General features: G+C 69.7%; 14 protein-coding genes and 1 tRNA gene. 9 read left to right on the forward strand and 6 right to left on the reverse strand.

What is annotated here, in order from left to right:
- Positions 1 to 26: 26 nt before the first annotated feature.
- Positions 27 to 1,241 (reverse strand): FtsX-like permease family protein, encoded by a 1,215-nt coding sequence (locus tag AB5J62_RS34100; RefSeq protein WP_370944119.1) that lies wholly within the window; start codon positions 1,239 to 1,241, stop codon positions 27 to 29.
- Positions 1,242 to 1,685: 444 nt separating this feature from the next.
- Positions 1,686 to 2,165, reverse strand: a complete 480-nt coding sequence (locus AB5J62_RS34105) for a hypothetical protein (RefSeq protein ID WP_370944120.1) — start codon at positions 2,163 to 2,165, stop codon at positions 1,686 to 1,688.
- Between the two features lie 110 nt (positions 2,166 to 2,275).
- On the opposite strand from AB5J62_RS34105, the gene AB5J62_RS34110 reads away from it, so the two are divergent.
- The 3 genes from AB5J62_RS34110 (at position 2,276) to AB5J62_RS34120 (ending at position 6,869) form a co-directional block, all read left to right on the forward strand.
- The gene (locus AB5J62_RS34110) at positions 2,276 to 4,369 is read left to right on the forward strand and encodes an acyltransferase (protein ID WP_370944121.1); all 2,094 of its coding nucleotides are present in this window, start codon (positions 2,276 to 2,278) and stop codon (positions 4,367 to 4,369) included.
- Between the two features lie 461 nt (positions 4,370 to 4,830).
- Positions 4,831 to 6,228: an LCP family protein gene (locus AB5J62_RS34115; RefSeq protein ID WP_370950409.1), complete on the forward strand. Its 1,398-nt coding sequence runs from the start codon at positions 4,831 to 4,833 to the stop codon at positions 6,226 to 6,228.
- Between the two features lie 170 nt (positions 6,229 to 6,398).
- Positions 6,399 to 6,869, forward strand: coding sequence for a helix-turn-helix transcriptional regulator (locus AB5J62_RS34120; protein ID WP_370944122.1), 471 nt, complete (start codon positions 6,399 to 6,401; stop codon positions 6,867 to 6,869).
- Between the two features lie 83 nt (positions 6,870 to 6,952).
- Here the strand turns inward: AB5J62_RS34120 and AB5J62_RS34125 are convergent, their stop codons facing one another.
- Positions 6,953 to 8,422, reverse strand: coding sequence for a flavin-containing monooxygenase (locus AB5J62_RS34125; protein WP_370944123.1), 1,470 nt, complete (start codon positions 8,420 to 8,422; stop codon positions 6,953 to 6,955).
- Positions 8,423 to 8,528: 106 nt separating this feature from the next.
- On the opposite strand from AB5J62_RS34125, the gene AB5J62_RS34130 reads away from it, so the two are divergent.
- The gene (locus tag AB5J62_RS34130; RefSeq protein WP_370950410.1) at positions 8,529 to 9,107 is read left to right on the forward strand and encodes a TetR/AcrR family transcriptional regulator; all 579 of its coding nucleotides are present in this window, start codon (positions 8,529 to 8,531) and stop codon (positions 9,105 to 9,107) included.
- Between the two features lie 156 nt (positions 9,108 to 9,263).
- Entirely contained in the window at positions 9,264 to 9,719 is a 456-nt protein-coding gene (locus AB5J62_RS34135; RefSeq protein ID WP_370944124.1) for a hypothetical protein, read from the forward strand.
- On the opposite strand, the gene AB5J62_RS34140 is transcribed toward AB5J62_RS34135, so the two are convergent.
- The gene (locus tag AB5J62_RS34140) at positions 9,716 to 9,937 is read right to left on the reverse strand and encodes a DUF3618 domain-containing protein (protein ID WP_370944125.1); all 222 of its coding nucleotides are present in this window, start codon (positions 9,935 to 9,937) and stop codon (positions 9,716 to 9,718) included. The genes AB5J62_RS34135 and AB5J62_RS34140 overlap by 4 nt on opposite strands.
- 118 nt (positions 9,938 to 10,055) lie before the next feature.
- Here AB5J62_RS34140 and AB5J62_RS34145 point away from each other — a divergent pair.
- The 4 genes from AB5J62_RS34145 (at position 10,056) to AB5J62_RS34160 (ending at position 14,090) form a co-directional block, all read left to right on the forward strand.
- Positions 10,056 to 10,129: transfer RNA gene (locus tag AB5J62_RS34145), tRNA-Leu, on the forward strand.
- Between the two features lie 279 nt (positions 10,130 to 10,408).
- Positions 10,409 to 12,760: a xanthine dehydrogenase family protein molybdopterin-binding subunit gene (locus AB5J62_RS34150; protein ID WP_370944126.1), complete on the forward strand. Its 2,352-nt coding sequence runs from the start codon at positions 10,409 to 10,411 to the stop codon at positions 12,758 to 12,760.
- On the forward strand, positions 12,757 to 13,617 hold the full coding sequence (locus tag AB5J62_RS34155; protein ID WP_370944127.1) for a xanthine dehydrogenase family protein subunit M: 861 nt from the start codon (positions 12,757 to 12,759) through the stop codon (positions 13,615 to 13,617). The genes AB5J62_RS34150 and AB5J62_RS34155 overlap by 4 nt, the downstream gene beginning before the upstream one ends.
- Complete coding sequence (locus tag AB5J62_RS34160; protein ID WP_370944128.1) at positions 13,614 to 14,090, forward strand: (2Fe-2S)-binding protein; 477 nt, start codon at positions 13,614 to 13,616, stop codon at positions 14,088 to 14,090. Before AB5J62_RS34155 ends, AB5J62_RS34160 begins: the two co-directional genes overlap by 4 nt.
- On the opposite strand, the gene AB5J62_RS34165 is transcribed toward AB5J62_RS34160, so the two are convergent.
- Both AB5J62_RS34165 and AB5J62_RS34170 read right to left on the reverse strand, forming a co-directional pair.
- Positions 14,087 to 14,710, reverse strand: a complete 624-nt coding sequence (locus AB5J62_RS34165) for a nucleotidyltransferase domain-containing protein (protein ID WP_370944129.1) — start codon at positions 14,708 to 14,710, stop codon at positions 14,087 to 14,089. The two genes, AB5J62_RS34160 and AB5J62_RS34165, sit on opposite strands and share 4 nt — an antisense overlap.
- An 83-nt stretch (positions 14,711 to 14,793) precedes the next feature.
- Positions 14,794 to 17,481 (reverse strand): BTAD domain-containing putative transcriptional regulator, encoded by a 2,688-nt coding sequence (locus tag AB5J62_RS34170; RefSeq protein ID WP_370944130.1) that lies wholly within the window; start codon positions 17,479 to 17,481, stop codon positions 14,794 to 14,796.
- Positions 17,482 to 17,529: the final 48 nt, after the last annotated feature.

The raw sequence follows: 17,529 nt of genomic DNA on the forward strand, positions 1-17,529 counted from the left end.
CCCCAATGAGAAATTAGGAATTGCTTTTATTCTTCGCGTAATGCGTCGCTGTGCGCACTCGCCCGCAGCACCGGAATCGCGGACAAAGTCACGGCCATGACCATCAGCACCGCCAGCGCGCTGACGATGAGCATGAATGCCCAATCAAAGAAAACCCGCACGCCGAGCATGCGCACGACCGCCGCACCGAGCCCGGCGCCCGCGAAATCCGCCACCACGATTCCGAAACCGATCGGAATCAGGTTCTGCCACAACAGCGAACGCCCGATCACACCCCACGGCACCCCGCTCGCGGCGAGCGCGGCGACGGCACGCCGCCGTTCGCTCAGCTGCTGCACGACCAGCACCAGCAGGCTCGCGCCCGCGACCAGCAGCGTGAAACCCGACATCAAATAGATACCTGCGCCGACCAGCGGAACCGGCGGAGCGGACCGCAAAATCGTCCGCGCCCCGACCGCGGCGGCCACCAGCACCGCCACCCCACCGGCCACCCGGCTCGGCGTGCCGCTGTCCGCCTGCAGCCGCCGCACCGCCAGCTGCCACGAAGGCACGCCACCGCGCATCCCGCGGACCGCGCGTTCGACCAGCCACGGCAACAGCAGCGGAATCGACATCAAGACGGCGACCACCCCCGCCGAGGCGGTCAGATCCGCGGTCTCGTCCGTGGTCGTCACGCCGATCGCGAGCAGCCCGACCCCGAGCCCGGCCGCGACCAGCCGCCACCACACCCGCCGCGCGCCGGTCTCCCCCTGCCGCACCACCCCGAGCGGCTCGACGACCGTATTCCGCGTCCCGGCCAGCCCCGCACCGGCGGCCAGCACCGGCGCGAGCACCACCACCAGCCCGAGCGCGGGCCACGACAGCGCGTCCAACCCCCGAAGCACGGCGAACCCCGCCACCCCGAGCCCGAGCCCCGCCACACCACCGGTCAGCGACTCGACCGCCGCCACCCGCCGCACCTGCACCGCACTGGCCCCGAGCAACCGCAACGTCGCGAGCCGCCGCTCCCGTTCCGGCCCGCCGAGCCTCGCGACACTCGCGATGAACACGACCAGCGGTGCGAGCAGGAACCCCGCCACCGACACGACCGCGACCAGCCTCCCGGGATGCGGCCCGACGGCGTCCGCCGCGAACAGCAGCACCCCGACACCCAGCCCGACATCACCGGCCACCAGCAGAAACCGGACGAGCGCGTGCCGCCCGACCGCCAGCCGGACCCCAATGGCGAGATCCGTCCTCATGCCACCCCAGTGCATATCCCCGACTATACACACAGTGTCTACACCCAGTGCATAGTTACCCAAAAGCCAAGGGCTCGTGAGTGGTACGACCGGTTCTAACCGGCCAAAACGCTCACGAGCCCTTGCTGGCCTGCCAGGTTCGGCGTTCCCGCCGCTCACCGGCGGGAACGCCCCGTTCACGATCGGACGGACACCTGGAATCCCTTGGACAAGCGTGCTTCCTTCATCTCAACCCAGCCATCGGCGGACCTGACGGTTCCGCCGGGAAGCACGCTAACGAGACCCCGGTGAAGTTCCCCTGGAGTCGAACCCACCCACCGCCTGCAGTCGCATACAGCCACAGAAGTGCCTTGACCTGCGACTATCCCGCCGAAGGGCAACTTCCCGGCCAACCGCCAGCGCCGAAGCGGCAAGTTCACAGCCCGGAACCGCCCCTATCGGACGTCAGTGCAGGAACCCCACGCCCGACCAGTACACGGCGGTGAGACTCCTGACTTCGAACTCGTCCGGCGAGTTCCGGATCACCGCGAAGTCGCTGCGGTAGCCGCGGCCGTCCGCGTTGACGCCTTCGACGTGCAGCACCCGGGTGTCCTCGCCGTCGTGCTTGCCCGCGTACCACGTTTCGCCGACCACCCGCGGCTTCTCCGGCCCCGGCGCCCGGTGGGCGGCACGCGCACCGGATACCAGGCCCTCGCAGTTTGGGACGGCTGCCGCGACGGATCGGCAGAGGCCGTCGACGTCACCGGCCTGCCCGAGCAGCACCGCCCGGTCGAACAAGGCCTCCGCCTCGCTTCGTGTGATCGGGACGTGCGGCCTGACTGTTCCTTGCTGGGCACCGGTGACGAGGAAGACCGCGACGCACACCCCGGCGAGCGTCAGCAGTGCGCCCAGCGACCAGGTCCAGTTCCGTGCGCGTTCCCCCATGAACCGAGCGTAACCCTGTGGTGAACCACAGTCACGTCCTGCGGAGTGCCTCAGTACACCTGGGGGTAATCCCCAGGTTCCCCGCGAACGGGGACTGGGACCCTTGTGGGGTGACTGATCCGACCGAACACTCGCGCTTACGGCGCCCGCTGTCCACGTCGGGCTGGTTGCTGCTGGTCGTACTGGTCGTCTTCGGGTTCGGTTTCGTCGCCTCCCGCGCGCCGTCGCCCGCGGACACCGGCCCGCCGCCACCGGACGTCGCGGCCGCGCGCGCCGCGATCGACGCGCTCGTCCATCCCGGCACCCGGCCGGACGCGCTGGCGAAGCTGCCCGCCGACTTCACCGCGTACACCGGCATCCGTCCCGGCGCGCTCGCCGCGCGGGACGGCACGGTGCGGGCGGTGCACGTCGACGGTGGCTGCTCGACGCCGTGGGGCGACGACAACACCAAGTGGGACTACGGGGCGGCGTGCAAGGCGCACGACCTGGGTTACGACCTCCTGCGGTATTCCGCGAGCAAGGGCCACCCGCTGGGGCCGGACGCCCGCGAGGCGCTCGACGACCGGCTCTCCGCCGACATGCACGCGATGTGCCGCATCAACCCGATGAACTCGCCGGGCACCTGCCAGGTGGTCGCCTCGCTCTACTCGGCGGGCCTGGTGGTCAACTCGTGGCATCAGCGCTGGGGCCCGCCGGTCGGCGACCCGATCGGGCCGATGCTCGCCGGGGTCGCGGTGATCGGCTGCCTGCTCGTGCTCCGGCTGCGCGGCTGGCTCCACACGCGCCGCACCGGGCCCGCGCCGCTGCCGCCGCCGGAAGGCAGGGTGGACCACTGGTCCGTGCTCGCGGTCGCGAGCATCGGACTGATCGTGGTGGGCGAGTCGAGCGTGGCGCTCGCGCAGTGGGCGGGCGCCGGCAACGGGTGGCTTTGGCCGATCACCTGGCTCGCCCAGCTCGCGCCGTTGTTCTTCTTCGCGGGCGGGCATTCCAACGCCGACGGCTGGCGCAAGGCGAGCGGCTATCGCGAGTATCTCGCCCACCGCGCGAGCTGGCTGCTGCGCCCCGCGCTGATCTTCGTCGTGGTCACGCTGGTGCTGCCGCTCGCCATGGAGCTGCTCAGCATTCCGCGCGGCACGACGTCGACCGTGCTGCGCATCGCCCTGCATCCGCTGTGGTTGCTTGGCGTCTACCTGCTGACCGTGATCGCGACCCCGCTGCTGCTGAAGGTGAACCAGCGCGCGGCCACGCTTTCCTTGCTGGGCTTGGTGATCTTCGGAGAACTGGCGGCAGGCTGGCTCGGTTCGCCGCTGCCCCGGTACGGGGCCGCGCTCGGTCTGGCGCTGCTCGCCCAGCAGGTCGCCTTCGCCAAGATCAGGCCGTCACGGCTGGTGCTCGGCGGTGCCGTCTTCGTCGGTCTCGGCGGGCTGATCGTCGCGAGTGTGGTCGCGGGTGGTCCGCTGACGTTGCTCGGCAGCCCCGGCTCGCCGCCCGCGCTCGCCGCGCCCGCGTGGGCCGTGCTGCTGCTCGGGCTCGCCCAGTTCGGCTTGCTCGGGCTGTTCGCCCGGCCACTCGCCCGGCTCGGACGGCGGCCGGAGATCATGCGCGCCACCCGGCTCGCGCTGCGCGCGCCGATGAGCCTCTACCTGGTGTTCCTCGCCGCGATGCTGCTGCTGATCGCGATCGTCTACCTGCCGGGCCGGATGGAATGGCTGATCAAGCCGCGCACGCTGTTCGCGCTGCTGCTGGTCGCCGGGCCCGCCGCGCTGGTGTTCTGGTGGTTCGAGCAGCACGGCCGCCGCGCGCGGGTCCCGCGCCCGGCCGACCCACCTGGCCGGTTCACCGCGCTGCTCGCCAGGTCCGCGGTCGCGGTCGGGCTGGTCTACGCCACGCTCGGCGTCTTCGGGTTCGCGCTCAGCGTGTCCACGCAGGCCAGCCTGCTCGGGTTGCGGCTCGATCCGATCCAGAGCCTCATCCATCTGCTGCTCGGGGTGTTCCTGCTGCACACCGTCCGGATCGGCACCAGCGCGGCGGCCACCACCTGGCTGATCTGCGGCCTGGCCTGCGCGCCGTCGCTGCTGGCGGCGGCCGACGGCGACGTGCACGACCCGATCGGCCCGCTGCTGCACGGGGCCACGGCGGCCTTCGCCGTGCTGGCGATGTTCTGGGGTGTGGTGAACAGGGCAAAATACGCAACCAGACCGTGATGATCGGCAAAGTGGGTGTTGCGGAACACACCTTGAGGGGGATGTGTCAACCTACGACAACCCACGCACTGCACCATGCGTCCACCAAGACCACGACCATCACGACCACCGAAGCCGGACCACCGACCGCGAAGGAGTAGCCGCCCGTGACCAACCCGCCTCGGAATGGGCAAGGGGACCGTCGTCCCTCCCGCCCGTGGCAGGAGCAGTCCGGCGGTGTGCCCGCGCGCAGGCCCGCCGGCGGCAGTTCGGCGAGCGGCAGGCCCGCTCCGGCCCGCCGTCCCGGCCAGCAGCCCAGGCCCCGGCCGCAGTCACAGTCACAGCCGGCGGCGCGGACCACGGCACGGCCGTCGGCCGGTGACGCACCGGTCCGCCGTCCCGTCCGGCGCGTCGTGGACGACCCGCCCCGCAGGTCGAAGCGCGGCCCGAAGATCGCGGTCGGCGTCATCTCGCTGCTGATCATGGGCGTCACCGGATACGCGTGGGCCGCGATGCAGGGCCTGGTCAACGGCCTCACCACGCAGGACGTCATCGAGGGCGCCGAGGGCGAGAAGCCCGCCGACGGCGCGCGCGACATCCTCCTGGTCGGCCTCGACAGCCGCACCGACAACCAGGGCAACCCGCTCTCGCAGGAAGTCCTCGACGAGCTGCGCGCCGGCGAGTCCGACGGCGAGCTCAACACCGACACGCTGATCCTCGTGCACATCCCGAACGACGGCAGCAAGGCCGTCGCCATCTCGATGCCACGTGACTCCTACGTGGACATCCCGGGCGGCTACGGCAAGCACAAGATCAACTCGGCGTACGCCCGCGCGCTGACGTCCACGCGCAAGGAACTGCAGAAGCAGGGCGTCAGCGATCCCAAGGAACTCGAGCAGAAGTCGAACCAGGCGGGCGCCAAGACGCTGATCCAGACCATCGAGAAGCTGACCGGCTCGCACATCGACAACTACGCCTCGGTCAACCTGCTCGGGTTCAGCGACATCACCAAGGCCATCGGCGGCGTCGACGTCTGCCTCAACAACGACGTCAAGGACCAGTTCTCCGGCGCGAACTTCACCAAGGGCGAGCACACGATCTCCGGCGTCGAGGCGCTCGAGTTCGTCCGCCAGCGTCACGGGCTGCCGCGCGGCGACCTCGACCGGGTGGTCCGCCAGCAGGTCTTCATGGCCTCGATGGCCAAGAAGGTCATCTCGGCGGGCACCCTCGCCGACCCTGGCAAGCTGTCCGACCTGGCCGAGGCGATCAAGAAGTCGGTCGTGCTGAACCAGGGCTGGGACATCATCGGCTTCGCGCAGCAGATGAAGAACCTCACCGGTGGCCAGCTGGAGTTCAAGACCATCCCGGTGGTCAACATGGACTTCAAGACCCCCGAGGACGGCTCGGCCATTCAGGTCGACCCGCGCGCGGTCAAGGACTTCATCCAGGGCACCACCGGCCAGGCCACGCCCTCGGAGCAGCCGAAGCCCGACGCGAACAACAAGGCGATCACCGTCGACGTCCGCAACGGCACCGGCAAGAGCGGGCTCGCCGCGAGCGTCCTGCAGTCGCTGACCGCGGAGCACGGCTTCACCGCGGGCGACGCCGCGAACTCCACGGCGCGCAAGACCACGGTCATCCGGGTCCCCAAGGGACAGAAGCCCGCCGGCGAGACCGTCGCCGACGCGCTCGGCGGCAAGCCGACGGTCGAAGAGGACAAGACGGTGTCCGCCGGGCACGTGCTGGTGCTGCTCGGCACCGACTACTCAGGACAGGGCGCCACCGAAACCGCTGCTCAGGGTGCCGCCCAGCCGGAGTCCCCCGCGCCGTCCGCCGATGACAAGACGATCACGGCCAACGGCGTCACCTGCGTCAACTAGGCGGTAGCCCCGGTCCGTTCGGCCCATTCTCGTTAGCCCATTCAGCTCAATCGCGAAGTCGGCGCGAAAACTGACACCGAAATCGCGTAATGAGCGGGCACCTGCGCACTTACATAGCTGTGAAGACGGCTCGAGGGGCAACGAGCTGGTGGCAGGGCAGGGGACGAGGTGTGCTGATCGACGCTGAGACTTACCAGCGGGTGCTCGGGGACGAGCTCCGCAAGCTCCGGCGCCAGCGAGGCTGGACGCGCAAGGAGCTCAATCAGCGTCTGCAGAGCGACATCTCCTTGCAGACACTGGCGACCTACGAATTGGGCACCCGGCAATGCTCCGTGGTGCGGCTGGTGGAGTTGTGCGTCGCGATGGACGAGCTCCCGCAGGACCTGCTGGCCAAAGTCCACCGGCGCGTGTTCACCGACGAACCCGGCCGGGTGCGCGTCGATCTCCGCAAGGTCATCGCCGACGCCCAGCCGGAACTGGGTCCGCTGCGACGCTGGGCCGAGGATCGGCTGGGCCAGCCGGAAACCGGCCCGGTCTCGTCGGAGGTCCACTTCGACCTGGCCGCGCTCGAACGCATGGCGGAGCTGTGCGGACTGTCCACTGTCGACCTGATCAGCAGGCTGCGCCGGCTGAACTCCTGACCCTCCCCTCCCCCAGAACGGGGACAGGCCTGCCGCGATCACCCCTCGATTTCGCGGCAGGCCTGTCTCCGGCGTTCTCCGGTTCAGCCGAGCAGTTCGAACTCCTCGGTCTTCACCTTGCGGGTCTCGAGCCAGTACTTCCAGGTGAATCCCGGCCACAGCGTCCGGTTCACGCCCTTCGCGTCGAGATACCAGCTCTGGCAGCCGCCCTGCGTCCAGATGCCCTTCGCCAGCTTGCGCTGGATATCCACGTTGAACCGCTCCTGCGCGCCCGCGCGCGGGTCGATAGCCTTCGCCCCGCGGCTTTCGACCTCGCGCAGCATCTGCGCGATGTAGCGGATCTGGGACTCGATCATGAACACCACGGAGTTGTGCCCCAGCCCGGTGTTCGGGCCGAGCAGGAAGAACAGGTTCGGGAACCCGGACACGGTGATGCCCATGTGGGTCCGCATGCCCTCGGCACCCCATTCCTTGCCCAGGTTGCGCCCGTCCCTGCCGATGATGTCCAGGTCGTCGAACGCGTCGGTCACGTGGAAGCCGGTGCCGTAGATGATCGCGTCGACCTCGTGCTCGACCCCTGCACCGTCCACCACGGAATGCTCACGGACCTCGGCGACGCCGTCGGTGACCACGTCGACGTTGTCGCGCGTGAGCGCCGGGTAGTAGTCGTTGGAGACCAGGACCCGCTTGCACCCCATCGTGTAATCCGGGGTCAGCTTCGCGCGCAGCGCGGGGTCCTTGATCGCGCTAGCGATGTGCCGCTTGGCGAGCTTCTCGCCGATCTTCATCACGCCGGGGTGGCCGTTGAAGCCGACCGCCCGCGCTTCCAGCACCCAGTACAGCGCGCTGCGGAAGGCACGCTGCAGCAGCGGCACCGAGCCGAACGCGCGGCGAGCCCAGGTGGGCATCTCACGGTCCGGCTTTGCCATGATCCACGGCGGCGTGCGCTGGAAGAGCTTCAGCTGTGCGACGTCGGGCGCGATCTGCGGCACGAACTGGATGGCCGACGCGCCGGTGCCGATCACGGCGACCTTCTTGCCGCGCAGGTCGTAGGCGTGGTTCCAGCGTGCCGAGTGGAAAGTCTCGCCCTTGAACTGCTCGATGCCGGGCAGCCGCGGGATCTGCGGGATGTGCAGCGCGCCGATGCCGGAGACCAGGAATCGCGCGACGAACTCGTCGCCCGCCTTGGTCACGACGTGCCAGCGTGCCTCGTCGGAGTCCCAGCGCGCGCCGGTCATCTCCTGGCCGAAGCGGGTGAAGCGGGTGAGGTCGTGCTTCTTGGTGACCTCGCGCAGGTAGTCCCAGATCTCGGGCTGCGGCGAGTACGCCCGCGACCAGCCGGGGTTCTGCTCGAAGGAGAACGAGTACATGTGCGACGGGATGTCGCAGGCGCACCCGGGGTAGGTGTTGTCGCGCCAGGTGCCGCCGACGTCGTCCGCCTTCTCCAGGATGACGAAGTCCTCGCGCCCCTCCTTGCGCAGCTGGATCGCCATGCCGAGGCCGGAGAACCCGGTCCCGACGATCACGACTCCCGTCTCGATCCGCTTACCCATATCGGCGTTCCTCCACGGCGGGTTAGGTGTTACTCGAAGTCCACCTTACCTTGAGTAGGTTACCAACGGTAGTCTCAGTTGCGTGACCACAGCACGACGCAAGCGCATGCCACGAGCAGAGCGCGAGCGGCAGATGATCGAGACGGCCGAAGCAGTGTTCGCCGAGCGCGGCTACAGCGCCGCGTCGATGGACGACATCGCCGAACGCGTCGGCGTCTCCAAACCCATGCTCTACGAGTACTTCAACTCGAAGGAAGGCCTGCTGCTGGCCTGCATCCGCCAGTCACGCGCGGCACTGCGCGACGTCACCGCCCAGGCGACGTCCGGCGCCACCTCCCCCGAGGACGCGCTGCACCGGGGACTGCTGGCCTTCTTCGTCTTCATCCGCGAACGCCGCCAGGCCTGGTCACTGCTGCGCCACGAGATGGCACTGATCGGCACACCGGCCGCCGACGAGATCGAAGAGACCAGGCGGCAGCAGACCGACCTGATCGCCACCCTCATGGCCGAGCACTTCGACGCCGACTCCGGCCTGCAGGCCGAGGCCTCCGCCGAGTTCGTCGTCGGCGCCTGCGAGCGGCTCGCCATCTGGTGCGAACGCCACGACGAGGTCACCCCCGAGGCCGCCACCCGCTACGCCATGGACATCCTCTGGGCGGGACTGGCCAACCGCGCCCGACCGTGAATATGCTCGTGCATTAGGCCGTTCGGTCGTCACTCGACGTGGATCACCTCAAGTTACTTGTGACACAGAGTCGCTTTGAGGTATCGATATCATGTAGAAAGTAGAACGGACCGGCGTGTCAGGGTGTCCGGCGTAGGAGGGAACGGGGTGAGACAGATGGCGGAACCGATCACGGCGGTCTACGTGCAAGAGGACGACGACTGGACGATCACGGTCAGCGGCCTCGGCAAGAAGCTCACGGCCCGAGCGCCCGGCATCATCGCGGCGAGGGATACCACCGACCAGCTGGTCGACAGGATCGCGCCGGAGGGCAGGCCCACCGTCGTACATCTGCTGAACGGGAGCGCGCTCGCGTTCACGTCCGCGTACATGACCGCCAGGCTCACCCTCCCCGAAGGCGCGCTCGCGCCCATCGAGATCCCGCCGCCGGGCAAACCGGTCAAGCCGATCAAGGACCAGCCCAAGACGCCGCTCGCCACCAGCAAGCAGCTATCCAAGGCCGTCGAGGAGAAGAAGCCCGTCGCACCGGCCCAGGCGTCCAAAAAGAACCGAGCGGTGCCGACGCCCCAGAAGGCGACGACACCGCCGGCAGCGGCTTCCAAACTGGCTTAGCGGAACAGCTTCCGCACCAGCAGCGCGACGATCAGCACACCCGCTCCGATGAGCGGGTACTTCACCTTGGGGTCCTCCAGCGTCGAACGCACCGAGCTCTTCGCCGACTCGACGAGCACCTTCGGGTTCGCCTTCGTACCGAGCTCGTCCAGGGTCGCGGCGAGCGCGGTCCTGGCCTTCTCGATGTCGCGCTCGATCGTCTCCGGGTCGCGGGCCACGTCTCCTCCTCGCAGGCGTACCTGTGCAGGCGACCCACGGTAGATCACTGCCGAAATCCATGCCGCATCGGCCACACCCGACCACTTTGATCACCCTGCACGCTAGGCTGTCCGCGCAGGGCCCGTAGCCCAATTGGCAGAGGCACACGGTTTAGGTCCGTGCCAGTGAGAGTTCGAGTCTCTCCGGGCCCACTCGAGGTTCGCGGTCGCCGGTGTTCGCGCGTGACCGCGCTCCCACCAGCGCCCCTTCGGGGTTTCTTGTGGGGGTCGAACCCCCACACCCCCGCCGGGGGCGAGCCCCCGGACCCCCATCCGTTCGGGTTACTCCCGTCCTTCCGGCTCGCTCTTACTCGCTGTAGTTACGCCGATTGGCCGCTCGGGTTATCGGCTCTTGATTTTGTGTTCGTGCGGGACGTTGGTTTGCCCTTTTGGGTGCTGTGGACGGTCGTGTGCGCTGGCAGGGTGGGGGCTGTGGCGGGGTTGATCGGGGCTCGGGTCGGGCGGCAAGAAGACTTGCGGCTGCTTACTGGGCGTGGGCGCTTTGTCGATGACGTGCGGGTTGCGGGGATGCTTGAGGCGGCTGTGCTTCGGGCTGAGGTTCCGCATGCTCGGATCTTGAGCGTCGATGTGAGTGCCGCGGTGGCCTTGCCTGGGGTTTTTGCCGTGGTGACCGGGGCTGAGGTCGAGGCACTTGTCAGGGCTCCTCAGCCGGTTATCTGGCGGACCATTCCGGACATGCTCATGGGGTTCGGGTATCCACTGGCCGTTGAGAAGGTGATGTATCCCGGGCAGGGCGTCGCGGCTGTGGCCGCGAAGGACCGCGCTACCGCTGAGGACGCTCTGGAGCTCATCGAGGTCGAGTACGAGGAGCTGCCGGCTGTCACGACGCTGGAAGAGGCTCTGGCTGAGGACGCGCCTCGGCTTTATGAGGACTGGCCTGGGAACGTGGCTGGGCGGACCGTGGTGCCGAAGGGGGATGTGGCCGCCGCTTTCGCCGAGGCCGATGTGGTGGTGACGGGGTCTTTTCGGTTCGGGCGGCAGATGGGGACCCCGCTGGAGACGCGGGGCGTGGTCGCGGACTGGGATCCGTTCACCGACCGGCTCGACATGTGGCTGGGGACGCAGGCGCCGAACCTCGCGCGGGAACTGCTGGGCGAGGTGCTCGGGCTGTCCGTCGAGAAGATCCGGGTGCGCACGCCGGACGTGGGTGGCGGCTTCGGGAACAAGTTCGACTTTTACGGTGACGAAGTGCTCGCTTCTGTCTTGTCACGTCGGGCGGGGAAGCCGGTCAAGCTGATCGAGGACCGGGCGGAGAGCTTCGTCGCGACCGTCCACTCGCGTGAGCAGAAGATGGACGTCGAGCTGGCCGCGAAGAACGACGGGACGATCACCGGGCTGCGGGGCACCGTGTACGGCGTGCTCGGCGGGGTGCTGGGGACCGTCGGGATCAGTCCGTGCTGGACGACCGCCGCGTTCATGACCGGGCCGTACGACATCGGGGCCGTCGAGCTGAACGTCGTCGGCGTGATGACCAACAAGTCGCCGTACGGGTCCTACCGCGGCTATGGGCTGCCGAAGGCGAACTTCGTGCAGGAACACCTCGTCGAGCAGCTGGCGCGGCGGCTCGGCATGGACGCGCACGCCGTGCGGCGGAAGAACTTCGTGCCGCCGGAAGCCTTCCCGTACCAAAGCCCGGTCTTCGTCTACGACACCGGACGCTACGAAGAATGCCTCGACCTGTGCCTGGAGTGCGTCGAGCGGACGGGGTGGGCCGAGCGGGTCGCGCGCGGGCGCGCCGACGGGAAGGCCGTCGGGATCGGATACTCGTTCCACGCCGAGGGCGGCGCGTTCGGGCCGAGCCGGATCGTGAACCTGGCCGGGTTGCAGCATTCGGGCTTCGACACCGAGGTCGTGCGCATTGATTCGACCGGCCGCGTGACCGTCTTCACCGGGCTGTCCGCGATGGGCCAGGGCATCCACACCGCGCTCGCGCAGGTGGCCGGGCAGGCGCTGGGCGTGCCGCTCGATCACGTCACGGTCCTCTCCGGCGACACCGACTCCTGCCCGTACACCGGCTACGGCACCGGGGCGAGCCGGGCGGCCGCGGTCGGCGGCGCGGCCGTGCTGACCGCCGCGACCAGGCTCAAGGCGAAGGTGCTGCGGATCGCCGGGCACCTGCTCGAGGTGTCGCCGGACGACCTGGTCGTCGCCGACGGCGTGATCTCGGTGCGAGGTGTGCCGGGCAAGTCGGTCACCATGGCCGAGATCGGCGACGCCGCGTACCGCAGGGTCAACGGCAAGCTGCCCGAGACCGAGACACCGACGCTGGAGGAACGCGAGGTCTTCGACCCGGCCAACATCACCGTCTCGTTCGGCTGCACCGCGGTGCTCGCCGAGGTCGACCGCGAGACCGGGGTGGTGACGCTGCTCGGGTACCTCATCGCGCACGACTGCGGCACGGTGATCAATCCGCTGATCGTGGAGGGGCAGCTGCACGGCGGCGCGGCGCAGGCCATCGGCGGCGCGCTCTACGAGGAGCTGGCGTACGACGCCGACGGGCGGATGGCGACGACGTCGTTCGCCGACTATCTGCTGCCGACCGCGACGGAGATCCCGCCGTTCGGCGTCGAGCACATGTCGACGCCGTCCGATCACATTCCCGGTGGTTTCAAGGGAATGGGCGAGGCGGGCGTCATCGGTGGCGGCGCCGCCATCGCGCACGCCGTCGAGGACGCGCTGAGCGAGTACGGCGTCGAGATCACGTCGCTGCCGATCACCCCGCCCCGGCTGCTCGCCGCGATCAAGCGGGGAGCGCGTTCGTGAAGGCGGCCGCGTTCGACTACGTCCGAGCGTCCTCTGTGGACGAAGCACTGCGCGCACTGACCGATGCCGAGAACGCCAAAGTCCTTGCTGGCGGCCAAAGTCTGGTGCCCCTGCTCAACCGGCGACTGGCCAGGCCGTCGCTGCTGGTCGACATCAACGGCCTCGACCTGTCCTCGATCCGGCGCACCGACGGCCATCTCGTGCTCGGCGCGCTCACCCGCCACCGCGCGGCCGAGACGTCGGCGCTGGTGTCCCGCGATCTTCCGCTGCTCACCGAGGCGCTGCGCCACTTCGGCCACGTCGCGATCCGCAACCGGGGCACCCTCGGCGGCAGTCTCGCGCACGCCGACCCGGCGGCCGAGTTGCCCGCGGTGGCCGTCGCACTCGACGCCGAGCTGACGATCCGCGGCAAGCACGGCCTGCGCACGGTCTCCGCGCGCGACTTCTTCACCGGCACCGGCCAGACCGAACTCGAACCCGACGAGCTGCTCGTCGAAGTCCGCTTCCCCGTGCTGCCCGCCCGCACCGGTCACGCGGTCGAGGAGCTGTCCCGCCGCAGCCACGACCTCGCGCTCGTCGCCGTCTTCGCGACGGTGACCCTCGACGAGGACGGCGTCTGCGCGCAGGCGCGGATCGCCATCGCGGGCGCGGGCCCGACCCCGATCCGCGCGATAGCGGCCGAAGAGTCCTTGCGCGGCTGTGTGCTGACGCCCGGCCTGATCGCCGGCGCCGCCCGCGAGGCGGCCGCCGCGACGGACCCGGCCGACGACCTCCACGCCCCCGCCGGGTACCGGCGCGACATGGCCGCGGTCCTCGCGCGCCGGGCGATCACCCGAGCGAACGGCAGCGCACGATGAAGGTCACCCTGACGGTCAACGGCAGGCAGGTCACCGCGGACTGCGAGCCCCGCCGCTCGCTGGCTGATTTCCTGCGCCAGGACCTCGGTTTCACCGGCGTCCACCTCGGCTGCGAGCACGGCGTCTGCGGCGCCTGCACGATCACCCTCGACGGCGCCACCGCCCGCGCCTGCTGCCTGCTCGCCGTCCAGGCCGAAGGCGCCGAGATCACCACGGTCGAAGGCATGGCCACCGACGGCGAGCTGCATCCGCTTCAGCAGTCGTTCCGCGACCACCACGGTCTTCAATGCGGCTTCTGCACCCCGGGCATGCTCGCCACCGCGGCGGAACTGCTCCGCGAAACCCCGTCCCCGACCGAGGCCGAGATCCGCGAGCGCATCTCCGGCAACCTGTGCCGCTGCACGGGTTATCAGTTCATCGTCGACTCGATCGCCGACGCCGCTAAGAAACTGAACCCGCGCGACGCGCCTTAGGTTTTCGGCGCGCTCAGCTGTTTCAGCAGCCAAGCACGGTCGCCCGCCACGGTGAGGCCATTCGCCAGTACGTCACCCAAAACGGGTTCGTCACGGCCGGTGGCCTCGACTTCGGCGTCCGTGAATTCCAGGACCCGGGTGTCGTTGCCCACCCAGTTGGTCGCATCGGTCACCAGCGCTTCGACCTGCGCCGCCCACTCGTCCGCGTCGGTGGCACGCGGCCGGATGAGCAGCAGGTCCAGGTCGCTTTCCACCGACATCGAGCCGGTTGCCGCCGACCCGAACACCGCCGCGTAGACCGGCGGGAACGCCCATTCGCCCAGGCGCTTCGCGATGCGCTCCAGCAGGGTCTCCCGCAAACGGGCGAGGCCGATGATGTGCTCGGCGGCCAGGTGATCGCGGTTGAGCCGGTAGGTGTAGGTGTTGCCGACCCGCTCCGAGCGCACGACCCCTTGGCCGTTCAGCCGCTGGAGCACCTTACGGACGCCCTCGATCGAGTGACTGTCGAGCACACGATGGACGCGCCCGGTCGTGAAGGCCGCGTCGTGGCCCGCGAGCACTCGCAGGACATCGCCGTCGAGGGTGGGCGTGACCGTCGAAAACGGCCGGTTCAGCTGCACTGCGCACCTCCTGACCCGCAATAACCAACTATAGTACATCTACACCAACTATAGTACATCCACTCCGCGACTGGCTTAGTCCACTAGACATTACCAAGATGATCGCGCAGGCGCGCATGGCGGAACTGGTAAACGCCGCCGCTCTGCCGCAGGACCCCACGCTGGTGGGCGTCTTCGAGGAACCGCATGACGCGCCACGGCTGACGGCCGCGCAGTGCCAGCCAGACCTGGCCGACCATGAACGCGCCCCACGCCCGTGAGAGCACGCTGACGCCGGCGACCGACAGGCCGAAAACGGTGCCGAAGGCGAGCCCGACGCCGAGGCCGTAGACGTTCGGGTACGCCGGGCCGAAGATCAAGCCGCCCGCGACCGCGCTGGCGAAGCCGATGCCGAGCACGCCTGCCCTGCCGAACCAGACGCCGCCGACGACGCCGCCCGCGACCGCGCCGCCGAGCGTGCTGATCAGGATGTCGACCCAGCCTGCTTCGGCGGCCGCGGTGTCCAAGGTGGGCACGCCGACCGCGAACCCGCTCGGCAGGGTGAGGGCGAGCGCGAAGGTGAGGCCGAGCACGAGCGCGGCCGTGCGGTCCTGGCGGAGCACGACCGGTGGGCCGGACACCTCGGCGACGTCGGCGGGTTTGGCGAGCCAGACGTGCAGGCCCGCCGCGAGGCCCAGTACGAGGCCGACGCCCGCGATGACCACCGTCGGCAGGCCCATGGTGCGGCTGAACAGCACGCCGAGCGCCAGCCCGATGGCGAAACGGCCGAGGAAGCGCCAGCCCGTGCCGCGGAAGCGAAGTTCGACGCGGACCGGTTCGGCCTTCACGCCGGCGGCGTAGATCAGGCCCATTGCCGAGCCGAACGCGAGCGCGTACACCGCGAAGTAGAGGAACCCGGTCCAGCGGCCGGTGCCGAACCCGCCCGCGATGCCACCCGCGAGCCCGAACGCCAGCGCGGCCACGACGCCGACCACGAGCGCGCGTGCCTGGCCGGACACCGAGCGGACGAGGTGCCACCAGGCGATGTCGTGCGTGTCGAGCCGGTTGAGGTGCCTGGCCAGGAAGCGCAGCCATTCCTGGGCCTGCGCGGGTTCGTACCGGGGCGGCGTCCGCGAGTCGGGGGCCGCGGGGTGCGCGAGGTAGGCGGCCGGTACGAACGCGTCCAGCAGGTGCTGTTCGATCGACTCGCGATCGGCGAAGTCGAGCAGCTCGCCGGGATCGGTCGTGGTCGCGGTGTAGACGACCCTGGCGAGCGCGACCATCAGCGGACTGGTCAGCACCTCGTTGAGCGGGAGCGCCGGGTCGGCGCGGAGCTTGTCGAGCACCGGCTCCCAGCGCCGCCGCGCCGGCGGTCCGGCGGAGAGCAGGAACGCGGTCGCGTCGCCGAGTTCGACCGGCTCGATCTCCACGACCGGCGCGCGGGTGAGGATGACGCCGCCCCGATCGACCGCGTTCTCGTACTCGGCGGTGCGGCAGGTGAGCAGCAGCGGGTACCGGTGGTCGCGGTCGAGCGCGTCGACGGCGGCGGCGTGCACGGCCAGCGGCATCTCGTCGAGCCCGTCGAGCACGACCAGGATCCGGCCGTCGGCGACCAGCTCGGACGCGGTCCTGGCGGTCAGCGCCGGGTACTCCTCGACGAGCCGTTTCGCGACCCAGCTCTGCAGATGCTCACTCCGCGGATCCCAGCTCGACGCGCTCAGCAGCACCGGCACCGGTTCGCCCGGCCGCAGGTCTTCGAGCAGCGCCAGCGTGAACAGCAGCGCCAGCACGGTCTTCCCGGCACCGGGTTCGCCAAGCACCACAAGCTGTTTCGACGGCAAGGAACGGAACAGCCGCACCAGCCCGGCGACGTCCCCGTGTGGCTGTGACGGGGCGACGTCGGGGTCGGCCGCGACCGGGCGCCGGGTGTTCGACCAGCGCACGCGCAACGGCTGTGGCCTGCGCAGCGACCGCAGTCCGGCCTCCTCCGTCCACTGTCGACGGACGGCGCCCGCGAGTTCGCGTGCCGCGCGGTCATGGGCGGTGACCGCCCGCTCGGCGGGCGCGGGCACCTCGGCGGACAGGATCTGGCGTTGCAGGTCCTGCAGCCGCCGGCCGGGGTCGGCGCCGAGTTCGTCGATCAGCAGCCGCCGCGTCCGCTGGTAGTGGTCGAGCGCCTCGGCCTGCCGTCCGCTCTTGTAGAGCGCGAGCATCACCTGCCCGGCGAGCCGTTCGTCGAGTGGCCGCTCGGCGCCTCGCGCGAGCAGGCCGGGCAGCGCCTCGGCGTGCTTGCCCGCGCCGAGCATCAGGTCGGCGTGGTCGAGTTCCGCCGCGTGCCGTTCCCGCGTCAGTCCATCCCGGACGCCCGAAAGCCACTCCGTTTCGAGCCCGGCGAGCGCCTCGCCGCGCCAGAGCCCGAGCGCCTCGTCGAACAACGCGAGCGCGTGCTCGTCGTCGGCGACCCGCGCGTCGGCGACGAGCCGCCGGAACCGGTGCACGTCGACGGACTGGTCGTCGACGGCGAGCACGTAGCCGCCCGGCTTCCGCGCGATCTCAGTGTCGAGCGCCCGCCGCAGCCGGGTCAAGTAGCTCTGCAAGGTGCCCCGCGCGCGCACCGGCGCCTGCTCGCCCCACACGCGATCGACGAGCTGATCGGCCGTCACCGGCTTGTTCGCCTCGAGCAGCAGCACGGCGAGCACGCACTGCTGCCGGGCGTGCCCGATGTCGACCGGCTGCCCGTCCACGCTGACCTCGCACCCGCCGAGCAGCCAGAAACTGATCTCCTCGACCATCCGGCCAGCCTATTCAAGCCGGATTCAAGTGCCAGTCCGGGCACACTG

It is taken from the genome of Amycolatopsis sp. cg5 (genome assembly GCF_041346955.1).
Taxonomy (GTDB): domain Bacteria; phylum Actinomycetota; class Actinomycetes; order Mycobacteriales; family Pseudonocardiaceae; genus Amycolatopsis.